Source organism: Mycoplana sp. ABR4_002 (genome assembly GCF_056159645.1).
Genome location: NZ_JBSWVO010000001.1, coordinates 1887255 through 1913424, shown reverse-complemented (window position 1 = coordinate 1913424; position 26170 = coordinate 1887255). Strand labels below are relative to the sequence as shown.

Genomic DNA, 26170 nt, shown 5'->3' with positions numbered 1-26170 from the left:
CAGGGGTTGAAGACAGAATGGGCGAGAAGAACCGGACCAGTTGTGGCGTGATCGTCGTTGCCGCCGGACGCGGAGAACGGGCCGGATCGCACCCGGACGGACCAAAACAGTATCGCCGCATCGGTGGCCTGCCGGTGATCTCCCATACGCTCGACGTCTTTGTCAATTGGGCGCCGGCGCGGGCGATCGTGGCGGTGGTCCACCCCGACGACACGGAGCTGTTTTCCGCCGCGCTTGACGTGGTGAGCGGCGGCAAAGAGCGCGTCCGATCCGTCGTCGGCGGCGCCACCCGCCAGAAATCCGTACTCGCCGGCCTCGAGGCGCTCGCGGGCAGCGGCATCGACCATGTGCTGATCCAGGATGCGGTTCGGCCCTTTGTCGGGCGGGACCTGCTGGCGCGGATCGAGGCGGCGCTGGCGGCCGGCGACAAGGCGGTCCTGCCCGCCGTCGCCGTGGCGGACACGCTCAAGCGCAGCGGGCCGGACGGCCATGTCGGCGAGACTGTCGCGCGTGCCGGCCTGTTTGCCGCCCAGACGCCGCAGGCCTTCGATTTCCAGACCATCCTCGCCGCTCATCGCCGCGCCGCGGCCGCGGGGCGGGAAGACTTTACCGACGACGCGGCCATCGCCGAATGGGCCGGGGTGCCCGTTCGCCTGGTCGAAGGCGCGGCCGAGAACGTGAAACTGACCCTGCAGAAGGACATCGACATGGCCGACGAGCGCGTCCTGGGACCCGCCCTGCCCGACGTGCGCACCGGCAACGGCTACGACGTCCACCAGTTGGTCGAGGGTGACGGCGTTACCCTCTGCGGCGTTTTCCTGCCGCATGACCAGAGGCTGTCCGGGCACTCCGACGCCGACGTCGCGCTGCACGCACTGACCGATGCGCTGCTTGCGACCTGCGGCGCCGGCGACATCGGCGATCACTTCCCGCCCTCCGATCCGCAGTGGAAGGGCGCGCCCTCGCGCATCTTCCTCGCGCATGCGGCGAAGATCGTGCGTGAACACGGCGGAGCCATCATGAACGCGGATGTCTCCCTCATCGCGGAAGCACCCAGGATCGGCCCGCGCCGGCAGGAGATGCGGCAGAACCTCGCCGACATGCTCGGCATTTCGCTGGAACGCTGCTCGGTCAAGGCGACGACGAACGAAAAGATCGGCTTTGTCGGCCGCCGGGAGGGCATTGCCGCGATCGCCACGGCGACCGTCGTCTATCGGAGGCAGAGACCATGACCATGTGGCCCAGCGACATCGAAGCGGCAGCCCGCGCGCTGGTGGAGGATTGGACGGCGCGGGGGCTGACGGCAGCTACGGCCGAATCCTGCACCGGCGGGCTGGTCGCCGCCGCACTGACGGAGATCCCGGGCTCTTCGAACGTGCTGGACCGCGGCTTCGTCACCTATTCCAATGGCGCCAAGGTGGAGTTGCTGAAAGTCTCGGCCGCCACGCTTTCCAGGCACGGCGCGGTCTCGGCCGAGACCGCGGTGGAAATGGCGCGGGGAGCGCTGAAAGGCTCCGATGCCGAGGTGAGCATCGCGGTGACCGGCATTGCCGGTCCCGGCGGCGGCTCGGCGGAAAAACCGGTCGGGCTCGTGCATCTGGCCGCCGCCCGCCGCGACGGACAGGTCCGGCACCAGGAAATGCGCTATGGCGATGTCGGGCGCGACCAGATCCGGCTCGCCACCGTGCGGACCGCGCTGTCAATGCTGGCGGAGATGGGCGGTCAATAGCCCCGAGGTTCCAGCGACCGCCGCTGGTCAGGCGCGGTAGATCACGTCCGCCCGCGTCTCGAAGGCTTCCGTGAACATGTGGAAGGCGCGATCGAACATCGACCCCATGAGCGCGCCGAGAATGCGGCTCTTGAACTCGTAGTCGATGAAGAAATGGACGTTGCAGCGGTGATCGTCCAGCGGCTCGAAACGCCAGCGGTTGTCGAGGTAGCGGAAGGGGCCGTCGATGTATTTCACGTCGATCGCGTAGGCCGCATGGTTCAACAAAACCTGCGTGGTGAAGGTCTCGCGGACCGCCTTGAACCCGACGGTCATGTCGGCAAGCAGCAACTCCTTGCCGTCACGCTCCTTGCGCGACCTGACGACCAGCCCCTCGCACAGCGGCAGGAACTCGGGATAACGCTCCACGTCGGCGACGAGCGCGTACATCTGCTCGGGGGTATGCGGAACCGCGTGGTGCGTCTCGAACTTCGGCATAAGGACCAGATATTGAAACCGGAGGAGAGAAACAAGGGCGGAATTCGGACCTGCGGAGGTGCGCCTCAAGCCATTCCGGAGGCCACCCGGGCATAGGCCGAGAGGATCGCTTCCGCAGCCTGCTCCGCCTGGTCCGCGTCGGTCTGGTAGTTGGATACGGAAATCCGCATCACATGACGGCCCCGCCACTGGGCGCCGCCGACGAAGAGGCGCCCCTCCCGTTGCAGCAGCGCGATCACCTCCTGCGTCATCCGGTCCCCCGCTTCCGGCGGGAGCCCATCCCCGAACCGCAGGATGACCTGGTTGAGCTCGACCGCATTCAGCACGCGGATCCCGTCGCGGGCCGCCAGCATGCGGGCCATCTCGGCTGTGGCGTGGCAGTTGCGCTGCACCAATTCGGCGATCCCGGCCCGGCCGAGATGCCTGATCATCGCCCACGTGGCAAAACCACGGGCGCGGCGCGACAGCTCCGGCACGTAGTGGGACGGGTCGCGTTCCCCTGCCTGCGCCAGCGGCAGGTAACTCGCGGCGATCGTCATCGCCCGGCGGTGGGCGAGTTCGTCGCGCACGATGGCATAGCCGCTGTCGTAGGGAGTCTGCAGCCATTTGTGCCCGTCGGTCGCCCAGCTGTCGGCCAGTTCGACGCCCGCCGCCAGCTCATGCCTGGCCGGGCAGGCGCGCGCCCAGAGGCCGAAGGCGCCGTCGACGTGGACCCAGGCGCCCTTGGCCTTCGCCACCGGAACGAGGGCGGCAAAATCGTCGAAGGCGCCGGTGTTGATCTGGCCGGCCTGGAGGACGGCGATCGCCGGACCCGCAACGGCCGCTGCTGCGGCGACGAACGCGTCCGGCCGGATTCGGCCCGCCTCGTCGGTTTCGATCCTGACCACGCGGTCATGGCCGAGGCCAAGGAACTGCAGGGCAGAAAACACGGTGGTGTGGGCGTCGTCCCCAATCAGCACGGTGACCGGCGGGGCCCCGAAAAGCCCCTGCGCGTCGGCATCCCAGCCGCAATGCCGCAAAACCTCTCCGCGTGCTGCCGCAAGGCAGGCAAAGTTGGCGATCGTCGCGCCGGTGACAAAGCCGACCGAACTTTCGCGCGGCAGGTCGAGCAGTTCCAGCAGCCAGCGGGCGCACACCGTCTCAACCGCCGAGGCCGCGGGCGAAGCGACGTGGTTTCCGGTGTTCTGTCCCCATGCGGAGGTCAGCATGTCGGCCGCGACGGCGGCCGGATGAGAGCCACCGATCACCCAGCCGAAAAAGCGCGGCCCCGTCATCAGGCTCAGGCCGGGTTCCGCGCCCGCCACCAGGTCCCGCAGGACGGCCTCGGCCTCGCTACCCGCCTCGGGCAGCGGCTCCTCGAACGCCTCCAGCGACGCGGCATAGTCCTGTGCCGGACGATGCGGCCGCTCCGGAACGGAGATACGAAACCGCGCGGCCTCGTCCGCCGCCTGCCGGAACAGCGCTCCGATATCCATATGCGCCTCCCTCAAGGACATCGCCCGCATGGCGACAGCGGCAAGCCTACGCCTGCGGGTGACTGCCGACAATCTCGGACGCGGGAAGGCAAAGGGCATGGCCGCAAACGCAGCCGCTGTCCTCTGCAATCACCGGCTATTCCGCCGCGACGCCGGTTTTTCCTTTCTTGCCGTCCATGGGCTGGTGCTGCGCCAGAACCGCCACCAGACGCCGGGCATCCCGGCGCGACCGCAGCACCACCACAGGCGTGTCGCCGCCGTGCCCGACCAGCATCTGCTCGATCTGTGGACTTTCGGTCCGCTCGAAGTTCCAGACATAGGACAGGAACTGCCGGCTGATCCGCTCGGGACAGCCGTCGGCCATCTCCGGCCGGCACTGGCCGCGATAGCGCAGCCAGCGCGTGAGCACGCCGTATACCGACAGCCAACGCGGCGGGCGGAGCCACAGGAGCAGTTGCGCGGAGGCGAGCCGCAGCGGCAACGTGCCCGGGCTCGTGCCGTCCATGATCCAGCGCGCGGCCACGATGCGTTCCTCGAGGCGTGCGAGCGCCTCGGCGCGCGGGCGCGGCGTCCAGCCTGACAGCCAGAAGAATTCGCGGTCCATCGAGACATAGGGCAGCCCACAGAGCTGCGCGATCCGCAAAGACAGCGTGCTCTTGCCGCTGCCCGAGCATCCGATCACCAGCACCCGCTCCGCCGCTCCCAGGCGGACGGCGGCCTCATCGACCGAAATGACGTTCACCATTGCCCCCCAATGAACCGGTCACCGTCGACAACCGGACGGCGCATCTAGACCATCACGGCGCAATTGTCCATTCGCGGTGCGCGTGTTGGCTCGAACTTTGGCGAGACGGCTGGTCGTCGCCCCCGGCTGGGCCTAGGCGCAGCCAGTTTCAGGTGTGCGGCCGACCGCCATCCGTACGGCCAGCAAACCGTTCGGCCGCCGCTGGCTTCTGCAGACGCGGGGCATGGCCGTAATGGCGCGAATAGGCCCGCGACAGCGCCGCTGCGCTGCCGTAGCCGACCCGCCGTGCCACCACCTTGACCGGGAGGCCGCGGTTCAGCTCGATCCGGGCGATCGTCAGGCGCCAGGACGCCAGATAGGCGATCGGCGTGACACCGACGACGGACCGGAAGCTATTGGCGAAATGGGTCCTCGACATGCCGGCAAGACCGGCCAGATCCTCCAGCCCCCACTCGCGCTGCGGCTCCTCGTGCATGGCGACCATTGCGGCCGCAAGACCCGCATGGGCCAGCCCGCCCAGCATGCCGATCTCGGCGGCGCCGCGTGCAATCTCCTGGCGCAACAGGCGAATGACCAGAACCTCGACCAGCCGTCCGATCAGCGGAACGCCGCCGCATCGCGGCTGCTCGTGTTCGTCCAGAACGAGGGCGAGGACGTCGGCAATCGCCTCGGTGTCGGCGCATCCTTCGTCGCCGGGTGCGCCGATCGCCACCGGCAAGGCCTCCGCAATCGGATTCACACCCCCGCCGATGTCGACCCGGGCCATCAGCAGGCCGGCTTCTGCATCGGTGCGCAACACCGCCCAGACTTCCTCCGGCGTGCCGTTGGGGAAATACACAAGCCGGCATCCCTTGCCGTCGATGGCGGCCGTGGCGATTGCCGGAAGACCGTTGCGCGCTGCAAACAGGTTCGGAGCCCGCGCCGGATCAAGCTCCCCTGCCCCAAGGTCGCCGACGACCGACGCCTCGATGCCGAAGCGCCCGATCAGCGCCGACAGTCGGTCCAACCGACCTTGCGACATTTGTACTCTCCATCACGTTTTTCGTACGAACGGTATCCGTTGATACAGTATGACTCTTTCTCATCCGACTCAATGACCTTTGGAGGCATCCATGCTGGTACCACGCCAACCCGTTCTATCACTGACCCTGCCCCTCGTCGGCGGCGGAAGCTTCAGCCTGACGGACGAGAAGCCCGAGTTCGCCACGCTCGTCGTTTTCTATCGCGGGTTGCACTGCCCGATTTGCGCGACCTATCTGAAGGAGCTTGAACGGCTGACGCCGGAGTTCGCGGCAAAGGGCGTGACCACGATCGCCGTGTCTTCGGACAACGAAGAGCGCGCCGCGGAAATGGCGACGAAGATTGGCGCCAAGGAACTCCGTTTCGCCCACAGCCTGCCGCTCGCCGAGGCGCGGAACTGGGGGTTGTTCATCTCTACCAGCCGCGGTGTAACCTCGATCGGGATCGAGGAGCCGGCGCTGTTTTCCGAGCCGGGCGTCTTCCTCGTCCGCTCGGACGGCACGCTTTATTTCGCCTCCGTCCAGACGATGCCGTTCGTCCGGCCGCATTTCCAGGAGATGGTCGGCGCGCTCGACTTCGTCCGCAAGAACGACTATCCGGCGCGCGGTGAGCACACGGGCGCGGTCTGACCGTCTGCCAAACGAAAGCGACCGCGCCGGACACCGCCGGTGCGGTCGCGCCATTGTCAACGGCGGTTGGGTCTGGGGGCCGCTAGTCGGCGGCCAGCAGCTTCTTCTCGCGCGCCGCCCTCAGCCGGGCGAAGTCGTCACCGGCATGGTGCGAGGAACGGGTCAGCGGGCTGGCCGAAACCATCAGGAAGCCCTTGGCATAGGCGACCGTCTCGTAGGACTTGAACTCGTCGGGGGTGACGAACTTCTCGATCTTGTGGTGCTTGCGGGTCGGCTGCAGATACTGGCCTATGGTCAGGAAATCCACGTCCGCGGTGCGCAGGTCGTCCATCAGCTGCAGCACCTCGTTGCGCTCCTCGCCGAGCCCGACCATGATGCCGGACTTGGTAAACATGGTCGGATCGAGCTCCTTGACCCGCTGCAGCAGGCGGATGGAGTGGAAGTAGCGCGCACCCGGACGAACCGTTAGATAATTGCCGGCCACGGTCTCCATGTTGTGGTTGAAGACGTCGGGCTTAGCGGCGACGACGCGCTCCAGCGCACCGGGCTTCTTGAGGAAGTCTGGCGTCAGGATCTCGATCGTCGTTTCCGGCGAGGCCGCGCGAATGGCGGAGATCACCTTCTCGAAATGTTCCGCGCCGCCATCGTCCAGATCGTCACGGTCGACAGAGGTGATCACCACATGCGACAGGCCCATCTGCCGGACCGCCTTGGCAACATTCTCCGGCTCGTCCAGGTCGAGCGCATTCGGCTTGCCGGTGGCGACGTTGCAAAAGGCGCAGGCGCGGGTGCAGATCTCGCCCATGATCATGAAGGTGGCGTGCTTCTTGTCCCAGCACTCGCCGATGTTGGGGCAGCCCGCTTCCTCGCAGACCGTGACGAGCTTGTGCTCCTTCACGATCGAACGGGTCTCCTGGTAGCCTTTCGACACCGGGGCCTTGACGCGGATCCACTCCGGCTTGCGCAACACCTCGGTGTCGGGCCGATGCGCCTTCTCCGGGTGCCGGACGCGCTTTTCCTCGGGATTGGTCCTGTCAAGAATGGTGACCATGCTGCCGTTTCCACTTCGTCGGGCGCCACGCCCTCGCCGGTCTTTCGCTCCGGCCCGATATAGGGGCCGGAGCGGGTGGTAATCAAGCCCGCAATCAGGCGTTCAGCGCGCGCCCATAGGCGTCGAGCACGCTTTCCTTCATCGTCTCCGAGATCGTCGGATGCGGGAAGATGGTGTGAATCAGTTCTTCCTCGGTTGTCTCCAGGTTCATCGCCACGACGAAGCCCTGGATCAGTTCGGTGACCTCCGCGCCGACCATGTGGGCGCCGAGCAGTTCGCCGGTCCTCTTGTCGAAGATCGTCTTGACCATGCCCTGGTCCTCGCCGAGCGCGATCGCCTTGCCGTTGGCGACGAAGGGGAAGCGGCCGACGCGGATGTCGCGTCCCGTCTCCTTGGCCCTGGCTTCGGTGAGGCCGACGGAGGCAACCTGCGGATGGCAGTAGGTGCAGCCCGGGACCTTGAGCTTGTCCATCGGGTGGACGTTGGGGAGCCCGGCAATCTTCTCGACGCAGATCACGGCCTCGTGCTCGGCCTTGTGCGCCAGCATCGGCGGACCGGCGACGTCACCGATCGCATAGACGCCGGGGACGTTCGTCCGCCCGTAGCCGTCGATGGCGATGAAGCCGCGATCGGTCTTCACGCCGAGCGCCTCGAGCCCGATGTTCTCGACATTGGCCTGCACGCCGACGGCGGAGATCAATCGGTCGGCCGTGATCTTCTCGACCTTGCCGCCCTTCATCTCGACATGGGCGGTGATCGAGTTGGCGCCCTTCTCCACCTTGGTCACCTTGGCGTCCAGATGGATCTTCATGCCCTGCTTTTCGAACTGCTTCTTGGCGAGTGCGGAAATCTCGGCGTCCTCGACCGGCATCACCTGCGGCAGCAGTTCGACCACGGTCACCTCGACGCCGAGGGTGCGGTAGAAGGAGGCAAATTCGATCCCGATCGCGCCCGAGCCCATCACCAGCAGCGCCTTCGGCATCTCCTCGGGCTTCATCGCCTCGAAATAGGTCCAGATCAGCTTGCCGTCCGGCTCGATGCCCGGCAGCGCGCGCGGGCGTGCGCCAGTGGCGATGATAACGTGCTTGGCGGTGTAGGTGCCCTCGGGCAGCACCGTCTTCGGCAGCGGCGCCTGCGGCTCGACCGGCTTCTTCGCCGGCTTCGACACCACCACCTCGCCGGGCTTGGTCAGCTTCGCCTCGCCCCAGATGATGTCGACCTTGTTCTTCTTCATCAAGAAGCCGACGCCACCGTTCATGCGCTGGGCGATGCCGCGCGAGCGGGCAACGATCGCCTTCAGGTCGGGCGTGACGGTGCCGTCGATCTTGATGCCGTAGTCGCCCGGGTGCTTGGCGTGATGATAGACCTCCGCAGAGCGCAGCAGCGCCTTGGTCGGGATACAGCCCCAGTTCGAGCAGATGCCGGCCAGATGCTCGCGCTCGACGATCGCGGTCTTGAGGCCGAGCTGGGCGGCACGGATGGCAGCGATGTAGCCGCCCGGACCCGAACCGATGACAATGACGTCGTAGGCATTCGACATGAGCGCTTCCACTCCTCTTCATCTTTTGTCGGCACGCCCGAAAGGCGGGGCACCGTCTCGTTGGAAAGGAGCGGAAGCCGTTTCCGTCCCCTTTACGGTTGCTGCCCGACCGTCTCCGACCGTGTCAGCATCCCGTAGATTTCGTCCTTGAGCCGCATCCGCTCTTTGCGCATGTCCGCCATGCGAAAGTCGTCCGCCGGCTCGATGTCCGTCTCGGCCCGATGGATCGCCCGGTTGACCGCATCGTACTCGTTGCTGATGCGGCGGAAGTGTCCATCGGTCTCCCGCAGTTGCCGGATCCGGCCGACAAGCTGCGGAAATTCTTCTGCCAGTTGGTGCGGGGTGTTCGACATGGCTGCATCTCCTTGCTGAAATCGATGCACCCAGACTAGGTTGCGCGCCTTGCCGCTCCTTGATCCCCGTCAATCTCCGCTTCAAACTCCGAGCATCATGCGCACGACCGGTTCGAGCCCCCGGCCGATCGCCCGCGTGTTCTCGGCATCCAGATGCACGCCGTCGAGGGGCGAGGTCCGCGCCACCGAGCCGGCATCGAAGAAGCCGCAGCCCTTCTCGTCGGCGAGATCCGCGTACAGCGTCGCCAGCATCGAAGACTGCTCGACGCCGCCGGCAAACATCGCCGCAAAGGCGGTGTTGGCCGTTTCGCAAATCGCCGGCGGGGAGACGACCAGGATCTCCGGCTGCTCCTCGCGATCAAACGACCAGGCGTGGTGGCGCACCAGCTCGATCAGCCGCTCCATGCCCCGCATCGCGCCGAAGGCGGTGCCGCAGATCGCCGGCTTCATGTCGTTGGCGCCGAGCAGGATGATGACCAGATCGATCGGATCGTGGCTATGCAGGATCGTCGGCAGGATACGCGCGCCGTTGCGGTCGCAGTCGGCAAGATGGTCATCATAAGCCGTCGTGCGGCCGTTCAACCCCTCTGCGATGACCTGCACGCCTGCTCCAAGCGACTTCTGCAGCACGGCCGGCCAACGGTCCTCCGGCGCATGGCGCCCGAACGTCTCCGCGTCGTAACCCCAGGTGAGGCTGTCGCCGTAGCAGAGGACCGTTTTCATGGCCGGACTCCGTCGTTACACCAGCATCCCCATCGGGTTCTCGATGTAGCGCTTGAACGCCTGCAGCAGTTCCGCCCCGAGCGCGCCATCGACGCAGCGATGGTCGGTCGAGAGCGTGACGGTCATCATCTGCGCGATTACCATGCCGCCGTCCCTGACGATGACCCGCTGTTCGCCGGCACCGACCGCAAGGATCGTCGCGTGAGGCGGGTTGATGACAGCGGCGAAGTTCTTGACACCCATCATGCCCATGTTGGAGACCGAGGTCGTACCGCCCTGGTACTCTTCCGGCTTCAGCTTGCGGTCCTTGGCGCGCTGGCCGAGATCCTTCATCTCGTTGGAGATGGCCGACAGGCTCTTCGTCTCCGCGTGGCGAACGATCGGCGTGATCAGGCCGCCCGGGATCGACACGGCGACGCCGACGTCGGCGTGCTTGTGCTTGACCATCGCCGAATCCGTCCAGGAGACATTGGCGTCCGGCACGTCGCGCAGCGCCAGCGCCATGGCCTTGATCACCATGTCGTTGACCGAAAGCTTGTAGGCCGGCTTGCCGTTGCGCTCGGGCGCGGCAGCGTTCAGTTGCGCCCGCAGCGCCATCAGCGCGTCGAGCTCGCAATCGACCGAGACGTAGAAGTGCGGAACGGTCTGCTTGGATTCGACCAGGCGACGGGCGATCGTCTTGCGCATGCCGTCATGCGGCACGAGCTCGTAGGAGCCCTCCTCGAACAGCTTGAGCACCGCCTCGTCCGACGGACCCTTCGCCAAAGCGGCAGCCGGGGCTGCAGCCGCAGCCGGCGCTGCGGGCTTCTTCGCACCGCCGCCGGCGACGGCGGCCTCGACGTCCGCCTTGACCACGCGTCCATGCGGACCCGAACCGGCAATCGCCGCAATGTCGAGACCGGCTTCCCTTGCGAGACGACGGGCCAGCGGCGAGGAGAACGTGCGGTTGCCGTCGACCTTGGCCGGGGCGGCAACGGACGGAGCGGCTGCGGCCGGTGCGGGCGCGGGCGCCGTCTTTGCCGCGGGCGCAGGGGCGGCCGCTTCTGCCTTCGGCGCCGCAGCGTCGGCGCCGGCGCTGGCCGCGGCCTTGACGTCCTCGCCCTCGGCGGCCAGCACCGCGATCAGCGAGTTGACCTTGACCCCCTCGGTGCCGGCCGGGACGACGATCCTGGCGATCGTGCCCTCATCGACGGCTTCCACTTCCATAGTGGCCTTGTCGGTCTCGATCTCGGCGATCACGTCGCCGGACTTGATCGTGTCGCCTTCCTTGACGAGCCACTTGGCGAGGTTGCCCTCCTCCATGGTGGGCGACAGGGCGGGCATGGTGATGTTGATCGGCATGTCTCCGCCCTCCTCTTACTTGTAGCAGACGGTCTTCACCGCCTGGACGACTTCACCGACGTTCGGCAGCGCGAGCTTCTCAAGGTTGGCCGCATAGGGCATCGGCACGTCCTTGCCGGCGATCGTCAGGATCGGCGCATCGAGATAGTCGAAGGCCTGCTGCATGACGCGCGTGGCGATCTCGGTGCCGACCGAGCTCTGCGGGTATCCTTCCTCGACGGTGACGAGGCGGCCGGTCTTCTTGACCGATTCGATGATCGTCGGCAGGTCCATCGGGCGAATCGTGCGCAGGTCGATCAGCTCGACGTCGATGCCCTCCTTCTCCAACTCGGCGACCGCCTTGGTCGCGTAGCTCATGCCGATGCCGAAGGACACGACGGTCGCATCCTTGCCGGCGCGGTGAATGCGCGCCTTGCCGATCGGCAGCACGAAATCGTCGAGCTTCGGCACGTCGAAGTGCTGGCCGTAGAGGATCTCGTTCTCGAGGAAGATCACCGGGTTGGGATCGCGGATCGCCGCCTTCAGCAGGCCCTTGGCGTCGGCCGCGGTGTAGGGCATGACGACCTTGAGGCCGGGGACGTGGCTGTACCAGGCGGCGTAGCACTGCGAGTGCTGCGCGGCGACGCGGGCGGCGGCGCCGTTCGGACCGCGGAAGACGATCGGCGCGCCCATCTGGCCGCCGGACATGTAGAGCGTCTTGGCCGCCGAGTTGATGATCTGGTCGATCGCCTGCATGGCGAAGTTGAAGGTCATGAATTCGACGATCGGTTTCAGCCCGGTCATTGCCGCACCGACGCCGACGCCGGCAAAGCCGTGCTCGGTGATCGGCGTGTCGATCACGCGGCGGGCGCCGAATTCCTGCAGCAGGCCCTGGGTGATCTTGTAGGCGCCCTGATATTCGGCGACTTCCTCGCCCATGACGAAGACGTCGCCGTCGCGGCGCATTTCCTCGGCCATCGCGTCGCGCAGCGCTTCACGCACGGTCGTCGACACCATCTCGGTACCGGCCGGGATGTCCGGATCGGCGGCCACGGCGGCGACCGGCTGAGCCGGCACGGCGGCTGCGGCCGGGGCCGGTGCCGGGGCGTCAGCCTTCGGCGCGGCGACGGCGTCCTCGCCGATGCCCTTGCCGGCCTGATCGATGTCCTCGCCTTCCGCGGCGAGAACAGCGATCAGCGCGTTCACCTTCACGTTTTCGGTTCCGGCCGGGACGACGATCTTGGCGATCTTGCCCTCGTCAACCGCCTCCACCTCCATGGTGGCCTTGTCGGTCTCGATCTCGGCGATCACGTCGCCGGCCTTGACGTCGTCGCCCTCGTTCTTGAGCCACTTGGACAGCGTGCCCTCTTCCATCGTCGGGGACAGGGCGGGCATGAGAATATCGATCGGCATGGTGGTTCCTCCGCCCGGATCAGATCAGAATGTCGGTATAGAGCTCGGATGCATCCGGCTCCGGATCGGACTGGGCAAAGTCGGCGCTGTCGGCGACGACATCGCGCACCTGCTTGTCGATCTCCTTCAACTCGTCCTCGGTGGCCCACTTCTTCTCCAGCAGGCGCGCACGCACCTGCTCGATCGGGTCGTGTTCGGAGCGCATCTTCTGCACTTCGTCCTTGGAGCGGTACTTCGCCGGGTCGGACATCGAATGGCCGCGATAGCGGTAGGTCAGCATCTCGAGGATGATCGGTCCCTTGCCGGCGCGGCAATGGGCGACGGCCTCGTCACCGGCCGCCTTGACCGCGCGGACGTCCATACCGTCGACCTGGAAGCCGGGAATGTTGAAGGAGGCGCCGCGCTGGGAGAAATCGGTCTGGGCCGAGGCCCGCGAAACGGACGTGCCCATGGCGTAGCGGTTGTTCTCGATGATGTAGATGGCCGGCAGCTTCCACAGCGCCGCCATGTTGAAGCTCTCGTAGACCTGGCCCTGGTTGGCGGCGCCGTCGCCGAAATAGGTCAGCGAAACATTGTCGTTGCCGCGGTACCTGTTGGCAAAGGCCAGACCGGTGCCGAGCGACACCTGCGCGCCGACGATGCCATGGCCGCCATAGAACTGCTTCTCCTTGGAGAACATGTGCATGGAGCCGCCCTTGCCCTTGGAAAGGCCGCCGCGGCGTCCGGTCAGTTCCGCCATCACGCCGCGCGCGCTCATGCCGCAAGCAAGCATGTGGCCGTGATCGCGATAGCCGGTAATGACCTCGTCGCCATCCTTCAGCGCCATCTGCATGCCGACCACGACGGCCTCCTGGCCGATGTAGAGGTGACAGAAGCCGCCGATGAAGCCCATGCCGTACAACTGGCCGGCCTTCTCCTCGAAACGCCGGATCAGCAGCATTTCGCGATAGGCCGTAAGATCCTCTTCCTTGGAAAAGTCGGCGAAGGTGCCGCCGTTGAAGTCTTTCTTGACAGGCCTGGCCGCACTCTTGCGGCTAGATACGGACGCGGTCTTGCGCGGAGCCATACATTCCTCCCGGGTTATGTCTTTGGACGCAACCATAGGGGAAGAAGAAGCCGCCAGCAATGCCAGAAATGCATGGCTCGCATTCCGTATAAATATTTGAAATGATTTAAATATTTCAAATTAACCCGATGTGAGTTAATTGCGCTTTTCAATGAAAAACAACGATCTCGTCACTTCGCGACATGTTCAGGGCGAAGCGTGCCTTCTCATCCAGCATGTCACGTTCGAGCGAACCATCGCTCATCAGCGCAACCTCGCGCTCGAGCCGCTTCCGCTCCTCCACCAGCACATCGCGCCGCGCCTGGCGGGTGATCCGATCGCGCTCAAAGCGCTCCATCGCCCGCAAGCCAAAGTCGCCATGAACGGAATGATAGCTGAAATAGGAGAGGAAGGCGACCGTGATCGCCGGAACGACAAACCGGCCGAGCCGGCGCTTCTTGTGATGCTTGGTCCACATGGAGGAGCCCCGATACGCAATACCCGGCGAGCATAGCGTCGATCGGTTAAGCAAGCGTTGACCATGTTGGAGAGGATCGGGCGAACCGGACCGCGCCGGCCAGTGGCACCCCGCCCGCCAGGGCGCGGATGTGTCGGTGGCGGCGCCGCGGCCGCCACGGAACATTTGCGGTGTCGGGGCAAAGCCATCGGCCGCGCCCCGACCGGAAAATCAGCCGCGCAGGATCGAGCGGCCGGCGTATTTCGCCTGCGGACCGAGCTGCTCCTCGATGCGGATCAGCTGGTTGTACTTGGCGGTGCGGTCGGACCGCGCCAGCGAACCGGTCTTGATCTGGCCGCAGTTGGTGGCGACCGCGAGATCGGCAATCGTCGAATCCTCGGTCTCGCCGGAGCGGTGCGACATCACCGCCGAATACGACGCCTTGTGCGCGGTCTCGACCGCATCGAGGGTCTCCGACAGCGAGCCGATCTGGTTGACCTTGACGAGGATCGAGTTGGCAACGCCCATCTTGATGCCGTCGCGTAGGCGGGCCGAGTTGGTGACAAACAGGTCGTCGCCGACGAGCTGTACCTTGCCGCCGACCTTGCCCGTCAACGTCTTCCAGCCGTCCCAGTCGTCCTCGGCCATACCATCCTCGATCGAGAAGATCGGGTACTTGGCGGTCAGCTCGGCGAGGTATTCGGCCATTGCACCGGGCTCCAGCGTGCGGCCCTCGCCCTCGAGCACGTACTTGCCGTCCTTGAAGAACTCGGTCGAGGCGCAGTCGAGCGCGATGAACATGTCGTCGCCGGGCTTGTAGCCGGCCTTCTCGATCGACTTCATGATAAAGTCGAGCGCCGCCGGGGCGGACTCGAGGTTCGGCGCAAAGCCGCCCTCGTCGCCGACATTGGTGTTGAAGCCGCCGGCCGCCAGTTGCTTCTTCAGCGTGTGGAACACCTCCGAGCCCATGCGGACGGCGTCGCGGATCGTGTCGGCCCCCACCGGGACGATCATGAACTCCTGGAAGTCGATCGGATTGTCGGCATGGGCGCCGCCGTTGATGATGTTCATCATCGGCACCGGCAGGACACGGGCATTCGGGCCGCCGACATAGCGGTAGAGCGGCAGGCCGGAAGCGTCCGCCGCCGCCTTGGCGACCGCCAGCGAAACGCCGAGGATGGCGTTGGCGCCGAGGCGCGACTTGTTTGCCGTGCCGTCGAGCTCGATCATCGTCTGGTCGATCAGGACCTGGTTCTCGGCGTCGAGCCCGCCAACCGCCTCGAAGATCTCGCCATTGACCGCGTCGACCGCACGTTCCACGCCCTTGCCGAGATAGCGGGTTCCGCCGTCGCGCAGTTCGACCGCTTCATGCGCGCCGGTCGACGCGCCGGAGGGAACCGCCGCCCGGCCGAAGCTGCCGTCCTCGAGATGGACATCCACCTCGACGGTCGGATTGCCGCGGCTGTCGAGGATCTCGCGGCCGATGATGTCGATGATTGCGGTCATGGTTCTCTTCCCTGGTTCTTGAGCGGGGTCAGGTAATCTAATCGATTAGAGTGTTCATAAGCGAAGCTGGCGGAATTGCAAGGTCGCCGCGCTCGGCTAGCGCGTGCCTGTGACAATGCCGTGACGGCCGCTCACGCCTTGGCCACGGCATCGAAGGCGAGCAGCTTCTCCAGCAACCGCGGCATGTCCTTCAGCGGCACCATGTTCGGACCGTCCGACGGCGCATTGTCCGGGTCCTCGTGGGTCTCGATGAACAGGCCGGCCACGCCAACGGCCACGGCCGCCCGGGCCAGCGTCTCGACGAACTCGCGCTGGCCGCCGGATGAGCCGCCCTGGCCGCCCGGCTGCTGCACCGAATGGGTGGCATCAAACACCACCGGCGCGCCGAGCGCTGCCATGATCGGCAGCGAGCGCATGTCGGAGACCAGCGTGTTGTAGCCGAAGGACGCCCCGCGCTCGCACAACAGCACATTCGGGTTGCCGCTCTGGGTGAACTTTGCCAGCACGTTCTTCATGTCCCAGGGCGCCAGGAACTGGCCCTTCTTGACGTTGATGACGCGGCCGGTGCCGGCCGCGGCGACCAGCAGGTCGGTCTGGCGCGACAGGAAGGCCGGGATCTGCAGGATGTCGACGGTCGGCGCGACGAGGCCGCATTGCTCCTCGGTGTGGATATCGGTCAGCACCGGGAAACCGAATTCCTGCTTCAACTCGGCGAAGATCTCCATCGCCTTGTCGAGGCCGATGCCACGCTTGCCGGCGAGCGAGGTGCGGTTGGCCTTGTCGAAGGACGACTTGTAGACGAGGCCGACGCCGAGGGTACGGCACAGTTCGACCAGCTTTCCGGCGATCATGAAAGCATGTTCGCGGCTCTCCATCTGGCACGGGCCGGCGATCAGCGTCAGCTTCTCCTTCTGCGAGAAGGTAACCTTGCCGGGGCCTTCGCCGGCGGTGACGACTGCATTCGTTTCCATGTCATTCTCCAAAGACAAAAAGCGCGCCCTGACCGGGCGCAGGCGCGACGACCAGACGGCCGCCCCGCTCGGTGAATTCGATGTCATTGTCGATCAGGTGACGGCGACAACGGGACAAGTCCACGACCCGAAAGACAACCGCCTCCCCCTTGAGGCCCCGATCGGCCGATGGCGGGCTTACGCCATAAAAACCCTGCATGCCGTCGGAATTGAGGACGGATATCCGTCCGCGCGCGGTCTCGACGCTCATGCCGAAGGAATGGGCCTCGACCTCGCGCTCGTCGGCAGCGATTTGCACGAGATACTGGAAGTCGGTCGGGTTCTGCTCGGAGAGCACCACCTCCGCCAGCGCGGCCACGCCATTCGCGTGCTCCACGAGCGCGGTGCGGTCGGATGGCAGCGCGACCACGCGCTCGCTGGCGAAGAAGAAGAAGTCCGGCGCGCGCAGGTCGGCGGCGAAGGCCAGGCGAAAGCTGCCGCTGGCGCTACCGCCGCCCGGCAGGCGCATGTCGCGCGAGAATTCGAGGACTTCGCCCGCGGACAGGCCTTCTGCCGCGTAGCGCTCGTCATCGGCCCACGCATCTTCGCTGGTCATCGCCACCGCCGACAGGCCGTCCGCGCCGCGGCGGAAGCGAAAAGCCTGGTCGCGCGCGACGAAGACGTTTCCCGCCCGCGCGGATGCCTCGCAGTCCTCCCGATTGGCGACCGCGAGCGGTTCGAGATAGCTGCCGTCGGCGAGAAAGACGCAGGCGTTTTCGGTGCCGAAGGGGTGACGCGCATCGGCCGCGACAGTGAATCCGAGCCTCCCAAGGCGTTCCCGCGCAATCGACAGCTCGACTACCGGCAGGACCAGATGATCGATGGCACGTGGCGTTCTTGGCTTCGCGTTCATGGCGGCGTCCGGTCTCCTCATCCGGCCGTGCTTTGCCCTTTTTGCCGCCGCTTTGCAAGGGCAGCCGCCTTGTCGGCCGCGCCGGCACCGCCAGCTGCCCGGCAGGCTGACGTTGCGTGAGGCTGATGGCAGGACGGCTGATTGTCAAAAATTCTGTTAATTACAGCCGCAGCGTGCGTCCCGGGCGCAACCACCATTTTGACAAGCTTGCCGTTGGCGGCTTACCTGCCGGCCGGTCAATGATGCCGCCGATCGATCAGAAGATGCTGAATTATCTCAATATTTAAGCAACTTCAGGCGCTGGTCCGCTTCGTCGCTGACGGCAGTTTTGACTTTTTGACCCGGGGCCAAAGGGATGGTCATGAACTTTTTTCGGCGCGGCGACGAACACGGTGTTGATAGGCATGGTTCCGACAGACGGAGGACAAGCGCGGGCAATCCAGCCGACGAACGGGACGGAAGCCGCCACGGGGGGTACCACCCTGCCCCGTCCGGAACGGGGCTCGAAGCTTTCGGGCTGGCGCTCGAGGAAAGCAAGCAGTCCTCGGATCAGCTCGTCGCCAGCCTGACCTTCGTGCAAGGCCGGGTCACGACACTGCTGACCGCGCATGCCAGCGCTTTGGACGAGGTCGGCGCACTGAGAGCGGAGTGTGCCAGGTTGAGCTCCCTGCTGGACTATGAGGGCACGGCCCGGCGCAAGTTCGAGCAGGAAAGTGGACAGCTTGCGGTCGAGGCCAAGGAGGCCCGCACCGACAATGCGACGCTGCGGGTAGAGGTCGATGCCGTTCGTCAGGAATTCGTCAGGCTCCAGGCGTTGTACGGCGTGACCTGCGAGGAGCGCGCCGTGGTGGAAAGCCGACTGGCCGATGCGGAACGGGAACTGTCGGAGCGGAGCGGCCAGTTCGACGAAGCCGCCGCGCAGCTAAAGCGCACGCAGATGGATCTCGAACGGCGCGGGCGCGAACTGTCGAGCCTGCGCGAGCGGCTCGAGGGCGAGACCACCGCCCACCAGCTGCTGCAGGAGACGTCCCGGCGCGAGAGCGCCGCCCAGCTTCGCGAGATGGCGCGCCTGAACGACGAGAAGGGACAACTCAAGACCGCACTCGCCGAGCAGGAGGCTCTCGTGCGTAGCCTGCAGGCGAGCACCGCTGCGCTCCGCCAGGAGACCTGCGCGCTGGAGGACCGGAACCGGCATCTGGAAGAGGAACTGGAAAGCCTGCAAAGCGCAACGGGGCTCCAGATCGCGCAACTGAGCACCCGCCAGGACGCCCTTGGATCCAAGGCGGAACTGGCGGAGAAGCTGCTTGCGACCGCGAACGGCCGCAATCGCATGACGGACGAGGAGCTGCGCACGACGCGGGCGGAGCTGAACCGGACAAAAGCGGACCTCCAGACCACCGCTGCGCGTGCCGAGCGGCTGTCGGAGGACCTGTCGCGCGCCCGCGCCGCCGGTGGCGAGACCGAATCGGCGCGACGCGACCTCGCCGCCCGGAACGGCGAACTCGCACTCAAGCTGCGCGAACTGGAGACCTTGAGCAACCAGCGCGAACGGGAGTGGGAGGAGACCCGCCGCGACATGGGCTCCCGCTCAGACGCCGATCGCCACGAGATCGGCCAGTTGCGCACGTCGCTGGAGATCGCCCGCTCGGAGATGCGCCAGCTTCAGACCGAACGTGCCATCCTGTCCGGACAGCTCGAGGCAGCCCGGGGGGGGCGGGCCAATAGTGGCGAGACCCGTCCCGCCCGGCCCTCTGCCGAACCTGATCAAACCCTGCGCACGCCGCGCACCGCCGCGGCTCAGCCACGCATCGAGATCTCGGAATGGGCCCTGCGCGCCAATGCGGCGAGTACCCCAGCGATCGGCGACCGCCTGCAGACGATGGACGTCAGCGAGTTGCCGCCGGCCGAATAGGCCGGATCGCCGGCGGAGAGCATGACGCCCTCCGCCGGCGACTAGAAAGCAGTTCCTCGCCGGGCCACCGTTGGACCGGCCGAGAACGGCACCTGCCGGCGGAGCGGTCGCGCGGTCGAGACCCGCGCCGTCAGGATGAAACGGAATGCCTGTCGACGGATGACCCAAGCGCCGTTGGCGAATGCGAGCGGAATAATCCGCCGTCGCCAAACGTCCCGCGAGAAAACCCGACCTCCGTCCCACAACCGACACTGGCTGTTCCTGATCGTGGCAATGCTGACCCGGCCTCCCCTCGACACCCCCGCCTCACAACCGAGCGGCAGGTCGTTTGTCGCCGGCGTGCTGGCGTCGGTGATCGTGCTTTTTGCCCACGCCATAACCGCCGTACGGGCCGTCTGGTCGGATGAGGGGCCGCCATTCCGGCAAGGCGTCTATTTCGCCAATCACAGCAGCCATGGCGACTTTCTCCTTATCTGGGCGGTACTGCCGCCGCGGCTGCGGCTTGCAACGCGACCGGTGGCGGCGGCCGAATATTGGTTGAAGTCGCGGCTCAGCCGCCTTGTCGGCCGCGATGTGTTCAATGCGGTGCTGATTGCGCGAGACCCTGCGGGGCGCAGCGAGGACCCGGTGGACCTCATGACAAGGACGCTTGATCAGGGAGCCTCGCTGATTCTTTTCCCAGAGGGCACGCGCAATGAGACCGAGGCGCCGCTACTGCCTTTCAAGAGCGGCCTCTATCACCTGGCATCGGCCCGTCCCGAGGTCGATCTGGTGCCGGTCTGGATCAGCAACCTCAACCGCGTGATGCCGAAAGGCGAGATCGTGCCGATCCCGCTCATCTGCACGGTGACCTTCGGTCGCCCCTTGCACCTCGTCCCGGGCGAGACCAAGAACACCTTCCTCGACCGCGCCCGCACCGCCCTGCTCGCTCTGTCGCAGCAACCGGGCTCTTCCGCATGACCGACACCCGTGCCGATCTCTTGACCCTCGTCCTTGGCGTCGGCGTCTTTCTGGCAGCAGCAACGGTGACCGGCCAGCTGCTGCAGCGGCGCCTGTCCCCCGATCACTCCAACGCAGCGATCGAAAATCTGAACGCGCGCATCCAGGCCTGGTGGGTGATGGCGGCGTTGATCGGGCTGGCCTTCGCCGCCGGTCGCATCGGCGTCATCGTCCTGTTCGCTTTTTGCTCGTTCGCGGCCCTGCGCGAGTTTGCGACCCTGACCAGCACCCGGCGCGCCGACCACTGGCCGTGGGCCACAGCCTTCTTCGTGATCCTCCCGCTGCAGTACTATCTGGTGGCGACGGACTGGTACGGGCTCTATGCCATCCTGATTCCCGTCTATGGATTCCTCTTGATGCCCATCATCGCCGTCGTCCGGGGCGATACCGAGCGCTTTCTCGACCGGGTTGCCGAGATGCAGTGGGCGCTGATGATCTGTGTCTACTGCGTCTCGCACGTCCCGGCCCTGCTGACGCTGCAGATCCCTGGCTACGAGGGCCGCAACGTGCTGCTGATCGCGTTCCTCGTCATCGTCGTGCAGATCAGCGACGTTCTGCAATATGTCTGGGGCAAGCTGCTGGGCCGGCGCAAGATCGCCCCGAAGCTGTCGCCGTCGAAGACCGTCGAGGGCTTTGCCGGCGGTATCGCCAGCGCCACGCTGATCGGCGCCGCGCTGTGGTGGATCACGCCGTTCACCCCGGTGCAGGCGGCGCTGCTGGCGCTCGTCATAACCATGCTTGGTTTCTTCGGCGGGCTCGTCATGTCGGCGATAAAGCGTGATCGCGGCGTGAAGGACTGGGGACATCTCATCGAGGGCCATGGCGGCCTGATCGATCGGCTGGATTCAGTCATTTTCTCGGCGCCGATTTTCTTTCACATCGTACGCTACTGGTGGTCCCTGACATGAACCGCAGCCTGGAGAACCTGGTCACTGCCTACAGACATCCGCGCCGCGCGGAGGCTCGCACGCCATGACGTCCGGTGCCGACCGCCGCCCGCTCGCCAGCCGCAACACGCGCTGGGCGCGGTCGCTCGCCCGCTGGCTGGCCGCGCGATCGATCACGCCCAACCGGATATCGCAAGCGAGCATCGTCGCCGCCGCGTTCGCCGGCGCCTGCTTCTGGCTCGGCGGCCCCCTTGAGGGCATCGCCCATGCGGTGACGATGCTGGCTGCCGCCGTGTTCTGCCAGTTGCGCCTGCTCTGCAACCTGTTCGACGGAATGGTCGCCGTCGAGGGCGGCAAGGGCGAAGCTGACGGGCCGTTCTGGAACGAATTTCCCGACCGGATCGCCGACATGCTGATCTTCGCCGGCGCGGGCTACGGCATCGGCGTGCCGGCGCTCGGCTGGTCGGCTGCCGCCTTCGCCGTCCTGACCGCCTATGTGCGGGAACTCGGCCGCGCGGCAGGCGCACCCAGCGATTTCTCCGGTCCGATGGCGAAGCCGCACCGAATGGCGGTCATCACGACCGCCGCAGTGCTGTCGGCCCTTGCCGCAGACTGGGACGGCCGCGCGCTGATCGTGGAAATCGCGTTGTGGGGCGTTGCCGTTGGTGGCGCGGCGACGGCGCTGCGACGAAGCATAAGGCTGCTGCGACGGCTCAAGCGCTGAGGCGGGCCGGGCCGTCCGACGGCCACGGCCCGGCATCGCCGGCTTCGATCGCTAGGCGCCCGCCCGCTGCCGGCCATGCCGGCTCGAAGTGCGCAAATGCCAAGTCCCTACGCCGACGGCCGCCGGAGGAAAGCCTCCGGCGGCCCATACGGTCTGGCGACCGGGCTACCGCTCAGCTTCGGGTGATCGACACGCCGCCGTCGACCAGCGAGGCGGTGCCGGTCACGAAGGAGGCATCGTCGGAGGCCAGGAACAGCACGGCGCGGGCGAGTTCGTCAGCCGACGCGACGCGTTTCAGCGCGTGGAGGTTGGAAATGAAAGCCTGCTTGTCGGCGGTGTCGTTCGCCTGCCGGTACATGTCTGTCTCGACCGCGCCCGGCAGCACCGCATTGACGCGAATGCCCTGCGGGCCGAACTCCGCCGCGAGCGCCTGAGTCAAGCCGATCAGGCCCGACTTGCTGGCGGCATAGGCGGCAAGGCCGGGGAAGGCAAAGGTATGGCCGACAAAGGTCGAGGTGAAGACGACCGAACCTGCGCCATGCTTGACCATTTCGGCGATCTGGTGCTTTGCGCCGAGAAACGAGCCGGTCAGGTTGCTTGCGATCGTTTCACTCCAGCCTGCCTCAGAGACCCCGGTGCTCGGCCCCGCCTCGCCGAGCGTTCCGGCATTGTTGAAGCCGATGTCCAGCCGGCCATAGGCGTCGACCGCCAGGGCAACCAGGGCCCTGGCGTAGTCCTCCGAGCGGACGTCGCCGGCAAGTGCCCGGGCCTTGCCACCGGCGTCGCGAATTTCCGAAACCAGATCGTCCAATTCGCGCTGGCGGCGCGCGCCGACGACGACGCTTGCGCCCTCGGCGGCAAAGAGTCGGGCCGTAGCCCGGCCGATCCCCGCACTGGCACCGGTGATGATTGCGACTTTCCCTGACAAGCGAGTCATGATGAAGCTCCTGGTTTGGGTCGCGGACCATTCCGCGTCACCCTTGCTTGCCGGCAATATCGCCTCATAAACTCGTTCGTTGTAGCCTCCAGAATCCCGACCTGCTTTTCGGAAAGATCGAACAATGATCAAGCTCGACAGCATCATCAGCTTCGTCGCGATTGCGGAAGCAGGCTCGATCAGCGAGGCGGCGCGGCGGTTGCGTCTGTCAAAGTCGGTGGTCAGCGAAAGACTCGCCGATCTCGAGGCCGGCCTCGGCGCCGTACTGCTGCACCGCACGACCCGACGGCTTTCGCTCACCGAGGACGGAACCGCGTTCCTCGAACGCGCCCTGCGGATCAAGCACGAGGTGCAGGCGGCCGCGGCCGACCTCGCCGAGCGGCGTGGCGAACTGGTCGGGCCCCTGCGAATCTCTGCTCCCGTGACCTTTGGGCGCCTGCACCTCGGACCTGCGCTCTACCCGTTCCTCGAGAAGCATCCGCAGATCGAGATGACGCTGGACCTCGACGACCGGCGCGTCGATGTCAGCGCCGGCGGCTACGACGCCGTCATTCGCCATGGACCAATCGTGGACTCACGACTGATGGCCTGGCGGCTCGCGGCGAGCCGCCGCGTCCTGGTTGCCTCGCCGTCCTACCTTTCCGACCATGGCGTGCCATCGACGCCGGAAGAACTGGCCGGCCATCGCGGCATCTTCTATACCAACCGTGGCGTCTCAGACTGGCGATTTCCGGGGTCTGAAGGCGCAGCGATGGTGATCCGCGGGCGGCTTGCCCTTGGCATCAACAACGGCGACATGATGCGCGATGCAGCGATCGCCGGCTTGGGGATCGCGCTGTTGCCGATGTTCATCGCCGGCCCGGCGCTGAAGGCCGGGGCCCTCAAGGACGTCGACATAGGGCTGGAGCCGGAGGAAGAGTTCATCTTCGTGGCCCATCCGGACGGCCGCCGTCCGTCGGCAAAGCTCCGGGCGCTGGCCGATCACCTGCGGGAAGCCTTCGGCCAGCCGCCCTACTGGGAACGCTGAGGTAATTAGGGACGCAAAAAGGCCCGGCGCGACGACCGGGCCCAACTATCGGCGCTCCGCTGCCGTCAGACCAGCCGCGACTGCTCCAGTGCGGCTTCGATGAAGCTTGCAAACAACGGGTGCGGGTCGAGCGGCCGGCTCTTCAGTTCCGGGTGGTACTGTACGCCGACGAACCAGGGATGGTCCGGGTACTCGACCGTCTCCGGCAGAAGACCGTCCGGCGACATGCCGGAGAACACGAGCCCGCAGCCCTCGAGCCGCTCCTTGTAATCGACGTTCACCTCGTAGCGGTGACGATGACGCTCGGAAATCTCGGTGGAGCCGTAGATGTCGGCGATACGGGTGCCGGGCTTCAGCGCCGCGCGATAGGCACCGAGCCGCATCGTGCCGCCGAGGTTGCCTGATGCGGTGCGCTTTTCCAACTCGTTGCCCTTGACCCATTCCGTCATCAGGCCGACGACGGGCTCCGCGGTCTTGCCGAACTCGGTCGAGGAGGCGTTCTCGATGCCGGCGAGATTGCGGGCAGCCTCGACCACCGCCATCTGCATGCCGAAGCAGATGCCGAAGTAGGGTACCTTGCGCTCGCGCGCGAACTTGGCCGCGCGGATCTTGCCTTCCGAACCGCGCTCGCCGAAACCGCCGGGAACGAGGATGCCGTGCACCTTTTCCAGATACGGCGCCGGGTCCTCCTGCTCGAACACCTCGGACTCGATCCAGTCGAGCTTGACCTTGACGTGGTTGGCGATCCCGCCGTGGTACAACGCCTCGATCAGCGACTTGTAGGCGTCCTTGAGACCGGTGTACTTGCCGACGATCGCGATCGTCACCTCGCCTTCCGGCGTCTTGATGCGGTCGGAAACGTTCTGCCACGGCTCCAGCCGCGGCTTCGGCGCCGGCTCGATGCCGAACGCCGCGAGCACCTCGTCGTCGAGGCCTTCCTTGTGGTAGGCAAGCGGCACGTCGTAGATGGAGGCGACGTCGAGCGCCTGGATGACGGCAGACGGGCGGACGTTGCAGAACAGCGAAAGCTTCCTGCGTTCGGCCTCCGGAATCTCGCGGTCGGCGCGCACCAGCAGGATGTCGGGGTGGATGCCGAGCGCCTGCAGTTCCTTGACGGAGTGCTGCGTCGGCTTGGTCTTCAGCTCTCCCGCAGCCGGAATATAGGGCATCAGCGTCAGGTGCACGTAGATGGCGGTGCCGCGCGGCAGATCGTTGCCGAGCTGGCGGATCGCCTCCATGAACGGCATAGCCTCGATGTCGCCGACCGTGCCGCCGATCTCGCAGATGACGAAATCGTAGTCCTCGTTGCCGTCGGTGACGAAGTTCTTGATCTCGTTGGTGACGTGCGGGATCACCTGCACGGTCGCGCCGAGATAGTCGCCGCGGCGTTCCTTGTCGATGATGTTCTTGTAGATGCGCCCGGTTGTGATGTTGTCGGTCTTGGTCGCCGAGCGGCCGGTGAAGCGCTCGTAGTGACCGAGGTCGAGGTCGGTCTCGGCACCGTCGTCGGTGACGAACACCTCGCCGTGCTGCGTCGGGCTCATCGTGCCGGGATCGACGTTGAGATAGGGATCGAGCTTGCGAAGCCGGACCCGGTAGCCACGGGCCTGCAGCAACGCTCCGAGAGCGGCGGCCGCAATTCCTTTTCCGAGGGAAGAAACCACGCCGCCTGTGATGAATACATATCGCGCCATGGGAGTCACCGGATACCTTTTCAAAAATGATTCCGCCACCGAAAAATCGCCACGCGGGAAATTTTCCGTGGAGGAATGCCTGGGATTCACACAAGAAGAAGGCCGGCGGGCTTGGCGCCTGCCGGCCGGGTTAACATGGTCGCGTTGCGTTACTGTCCGGTCGGAACGTCGCTGTCCTGGCCGGAAGCGGCGGGCGCCGGGGCGCCGCCGGTGCCGGTCGCAGCACCGCTGTCGGTCGGAACGGCATTGCCGGTGGCCGGTGCGGGCGCCGGAGCCTGCTGGCTGGTGGACGGCGTCGTCTCGCCGCCGAGCGAGTTGAGGACGCCGTTGCCGTCGCCGGTGGTGCCCGGGATCCGGTCAAGGATGTCGGTCGGCTTGGACTCGTAGCGCGACAGGATGCCCATCGCCAGCGCCAGAACGAAGAACAGCGTCGCCAGGATCGCGGTCGTGCGGGTCAAGGCGTTCGCCGCGCCGCGCGCCGACATGAAGCCGGTGCCGCCGCCGATGCCGAGACCGCCGCCCTCTGACCGCTGGATCAGCACGATGCCGATCAGCGCCAAGACAACCATGAGATAGATGACAAGCAAAACGGTCTGCATATTCGAAAACCCTGCCCGAAGGCACAAGAAGGAGATATGGCGGCT

The 26170-nt window shown here is 66.1% G+C and carries 27 protein-coding genes; 9 read left to right on the top strand and 18 right to left on the bottom strand.

Annotation, left to right across the window (positions count from 1 at the left end):
• Positions 1–17: 17 nt before the first annotated feature.
• Both ACXAGF_RS09350 and ACXAGF_RS09345 read left to right on the top strand, forming a co-directional pair.
• The gene (locus tag ACXAGF_RS09350) at positions 18–1232 is read left to right on the top strand and encodes a bifunctional 2-C-methyl-D-erythritol 4-phosphate cytidylyltransferase/2-C-methyl-D-erythritol 2,4-cyclodiphosphate synthase (protein ID WP_475016366.1); all 1215 of its coding nucleotides are present in this window, start codon (positions 18–20) and stop codon (positions 1230–1232) included.
• Between the two features lie 2 nt (positions 1233–1234).
• Positions 1235–1729, top strand: a complete 495-nt coding sequence (locus ACXAGF_RS09345) for a CinA family protein (RefSeq protein ID WP_475019247.1) — start codon at positions 1235–1237, stop codon at positions 1727–1729.
• Between the two features lie 27 nt (positions 1730–1756).
• Here the strand turns inward: ACXAGF_RS09345 and ACXAGF_RS09340 are convergent, their stop codons facing one another.
• From ACXAGF_RS09340 to ACXAGF_RS09325, 4 genes are all read right to left on the bottom strand, one after another.
• Entirely contained in the window at positions 1757–2206 is a 450-nt protein-coding gene (locus ACXAGF_RS09340; protein WP_475016365.1) for a type II toxin-antitoxin system RatA family toxin, read from the bottom strand.
• Positions 2207–2271: 65 nt separating this feature from the next.
• On the bottom strand, positions 2272–3681 hold the full coding sequence (locus tag ACXAGF_RS09335; RefSeq protein WP_475016363.1) for a pyridoxal phosphate-dependent decarboxylase family protein: 1410 nt from the start codon (positions 3679–3681) through the stop codon (positions 2272–2274).
• A 136-nt stretch (positions 3682–3817) separates the two neighbouring features.
• Positions 3818–4426, bottom strand: a complete 609-nt coding sequence (locus tag ACXAGF_RS09330) for a P-loop NTPase family protein (RefSeq protein ID WP_475016361.1) — start codon at positions 4424–4426, stop codon at positions 3818–3820.
• Positions 4427–4574: 148 nt separating this feature from the next.
• Positions 4575–5447 (bottom strand): helix-turn-helix transcriptional regulator, encoded by an 873-nt coding sequence (locus ACXAGF_RS09325; protein ID WP_475016358.1) that lies wholly within the window; start codon positions 5445–5447, stop codon positions 4575–4577.
• A gap of 91 nt (positions 5448–5538) precedes the next feature.
• Here ACXAGF_RS09325 and ACXAGF_RS09320 point away from each other — a divergent pair, with 91 nt between their 5' ends.
• The gene (locus ACXAGF_RS09320; RefSeq protein WP_475016357.1) at positions 5539–6075 is read left to right on the top strand and encodes a peroxiredoxin-like family protein; all 537 of its coding nucleotides are present in this window, start codon (positions 5539–5541) and stop codon (positions 6073–6075) included.
• Between the two features lie 82 nt (positions 6076–6157).
• On the opposite strand, the gene lipA is transcribed toward ACXAGF_RS09320, so the two are convergent.
• The 11 genes from lipA to ACXAGF_RS09265 form a co-directional block, all read right to left on the bottom strand.
• Positions 6158–7126 carry a lipoyl synthase gene (gene lipA, locus ACXAGF_RS09315; RefSeq protein WP_475016356.1) on the bottom strand — a complete coding sequence of 323 codons (969 nt, stop codon included), beginning with the start codon at positions 7124–7126 and terminating at the stop codon, positions 6158–6160.
• Between the two features lie 94 nt (positions 7127–7220).
• Positions 7221–8666: a dihydrolipoyl dehydrogenase gene (gene lpdA / locus ACXAGF_RS09310; protein WP_475016355.1), complete on the bottom strand. Its 1446-nt coding sequence runs from the start codon at positions 8664–8666 to the stop codon at positions 7221–7223.
• Between the two features lie 92 nt (positions 8667–8758).
• Positions 8759–9019 (bottom strand): HP1242/YdcH family protein, encoded by a 261-nt coding sequence (locus tag ACXAGF_RS09305; RefSeq protein ID WP_475016353.1) that lies wholly within the window; start codon positions 9017–9019, stop codon positions 8759–8761.
• A gap of 81 nt (positions 9020–9100) precedes the next feature.
• The gene (locus ACXAGF_RS09300; protein ID WP_475016352.1) at positions 9101–9742 is read right to left on the bottom strand and encodes an SGNH/GDSL hydrolase family protein; all 642 of its coding nucleotides are present in this window, start codon (positions 9740–9742) and stop codon (positions 9101–9103) included.
• Positions 9743–9757: 15 nt separating this feature from the next.
• Positions 9758–11083 carry a pyruvate dehydrogenase complex dihydrolipoamide acetyltransferase gene (locus ACXAGF_RS09295; RefSeq protein ID WP_475016351.1) on the bottom strand — a complete coding sequence of 442 codons (1326 nt, stop codon included), beginning with the start codon at positions 11081–11083 and terminating at the stop codon, positions 9758–9760.
• Between the two features lie 15 nt (positions 11084–11098).
• Complete coding sequence (locus ACXAGF_RS09290) at positions 11099–12475, bottom strand: pyruvate dehydrogenase complex E1 component subunit beta (RefSeq protein ID WP_475016349.1); 1377 nt, start codon at positions 12473–12475, stop codon at positions 11099–11101.
• Positions 12476–12494: 19 nt separating this feature from the next.
• The gene (gene pdhA, locus ACXAGF_RS09285; RefSeq protein ID WP_475016348.1) at positions 12495–13541 is read right to left on the bottom strand and encodes a pyruvate dehydrogenase (acetyl-transferring) E1 component subunit alpha; all 1047 of its coding nucleotides are present in this window, start codon (positions 13539–13541) and stop codon (positions 12495–12497) included.
• Between the two features lie 148 nt (positions 13542–13689).
• Entirely contained in the window at positions 13690–13998 is a 309-nt protein-coding gene (locus ACXAGF_RS09280; protein WP_475016346.1) for an FtsB family cell division protein, read from the bottom strand.
• 210 nt (positions 13999–14208) lie between these two features.
• The gene (eno, locus tag ACXAGF_RS09275; RefSeq protein WP_475016345.1) at positions 14209–15483 is read right to left on the bottom strand and encodes a phosphopyruvate hydratase; all 1275 of its coding nucleotides are present in this window, start codon (positions 15481–15483) and stop codon (positions 14209–14211) included.
• A gap of 131 nt (positions 15484–15614) precedes the next feature.
• Positions 15615–16454 (bottom strand): 3-deoxy-8-phosphooctulonate synthase, encoded by an 840-nt coding sequence (gene kdsA / locus ACXAGF_RS09270; RefSeq protein ID WP_475016343.1) that lies wholly within the window; start codon positions 16452–16454, stop codon positions 15615–15617.
• Position 16455: 1 nt separating this feature from the next.
• Positions 16456–17346 (bottom strand): VOC family protein, encoded by an 891-nt coding sequence (locus ACXAGF_RS09265; protein WP_475016341.1) that lies wholly within the window; start codon positions 17344–17346, stop codon positions 16456–16458.
• A gap of 125 nt (positions 17347–17471) precedes the next feature.
• Here ACXAGF_RS09265 and ACXAGF_RS09260 point away from each other — a divergent pair, with 125 nt between their 5' ends.
• From ACXAGF_RS09260 to ACXAGF_RS09240, 5 genes are all read left to right on the top strand, one after another.
• Positions 17472–17633: a hypothetical protein gene (locus ACXAGF_RS09260; protein WP_475016340.1), complete on the top strand. Its 162-nt coding sequence runs from the start codon at positions 17472–17474 to the stop codon at positions 17631–17633.
• Positions 17634–17701: 68 nt separating this feature from the next.
• The gene (locus tag ACXAGF_RS09255) at positions 17702–19258 is read left to right on the top strand and encodes a hypothetical protein (RefSeq protein ID WP_475016337.1); all 1557 of its coding nucleotides are present in this window, start codon (positions 17702–17704) and stop codon (positions 19256–19258) included.
• A 273-nt stretch (positions 19259–19531) separates the two neighbouring features.
• Positions 19532–20218 (top strand): lysophospholipid acyltransferase family protein, encoded by a 687-nt coding sequence (locus tag ACXAGF_RS09250; protein ID WP_475019246.1) that lies wholly within the window; start codon positions 19532–19534, stop codon positions 20216–20218.
• On the top strand, positions 20215–21165 hold the full coding sequence (locus ACXAGF_RS09245; RefSeq protein WP_475016335.1) for a phosphatidate cytidylyltransferase: 951 nt from the start codon (positions 20215–20217) through the stop codon (positions 21163–21165). Before ACXAGF_RS09250 ends, ACXAGF_RS09245 begins: the two co-directional genes overlap by 4 nt.
• 64 nt (positions 21166–21229) lie before the next feature.
• Entirely contained in the window at positions 21230–21868 is a 639-nt protein-coding gene (locus ACXAGF_RS09240) for a CDP-alcohol phosphatidyltransferase family protein (protein ID WP_475016332.1), read from the top strand.
• 172 nt (positions 21869–22040) lie between these two features.
• Here the strand turns inward: ACXAGF_RS09240 and ACXAGF_RS09235 are convergent, their stop codons facing one another.
• Positions 22041–22805, bottom strand: a complete 765-nt coding sequence (locus ACXAGF_RS09235; protein ID WP_475016329.1) for an SDR family oxidoreductase — start codon at positions 22803–22805, stop codon at positions 22041–22043.
• A 124-nt stretch (positions 22806–22929) separates the two neighbouring features.
• Between ACXAGF_RS09235 and ACXAGF_RS09230 the strand changes: the two genes are divergently transcribed.
• Entirely contained in the window at positions 22930–23832 is a 903-nt protein-coding gene (locus ACXAGF_RS09230) for a LysR family transcriptional regulator (protein ID WP_475016328.1), read from the top strand.
• 65 nt (positions 23833–23897) lie between these two features.
• Here ACXAGF_RS09230 and ACXAGF_RS09225 read toward each other — a convergent pair whose 3' ends face one another.
• A complete protein-coding gene (locus tag ACXAGF_RS09225; protein ID WP_475016326.1) occupies positions 23898–25526 on the bottom strand; it encodes a CTP synthase in 1629 nt (542 codons plus the stop codon).
• Between the two features lie 149 nt (positions 25527–25675).
• A complete protein-coding gene (secG, locus tag ACXAGF_RS09220) occupies positions 25676–26125 on the bottom strand; it encodes a preprotein translocase subunit SecG (RefSeq protein ID WP_475016324.1) in 450 nt (149 codons plus the stop codon).
• Between the last annotated feature and the right edge of the window lie 45 nt (positions 26126–26170).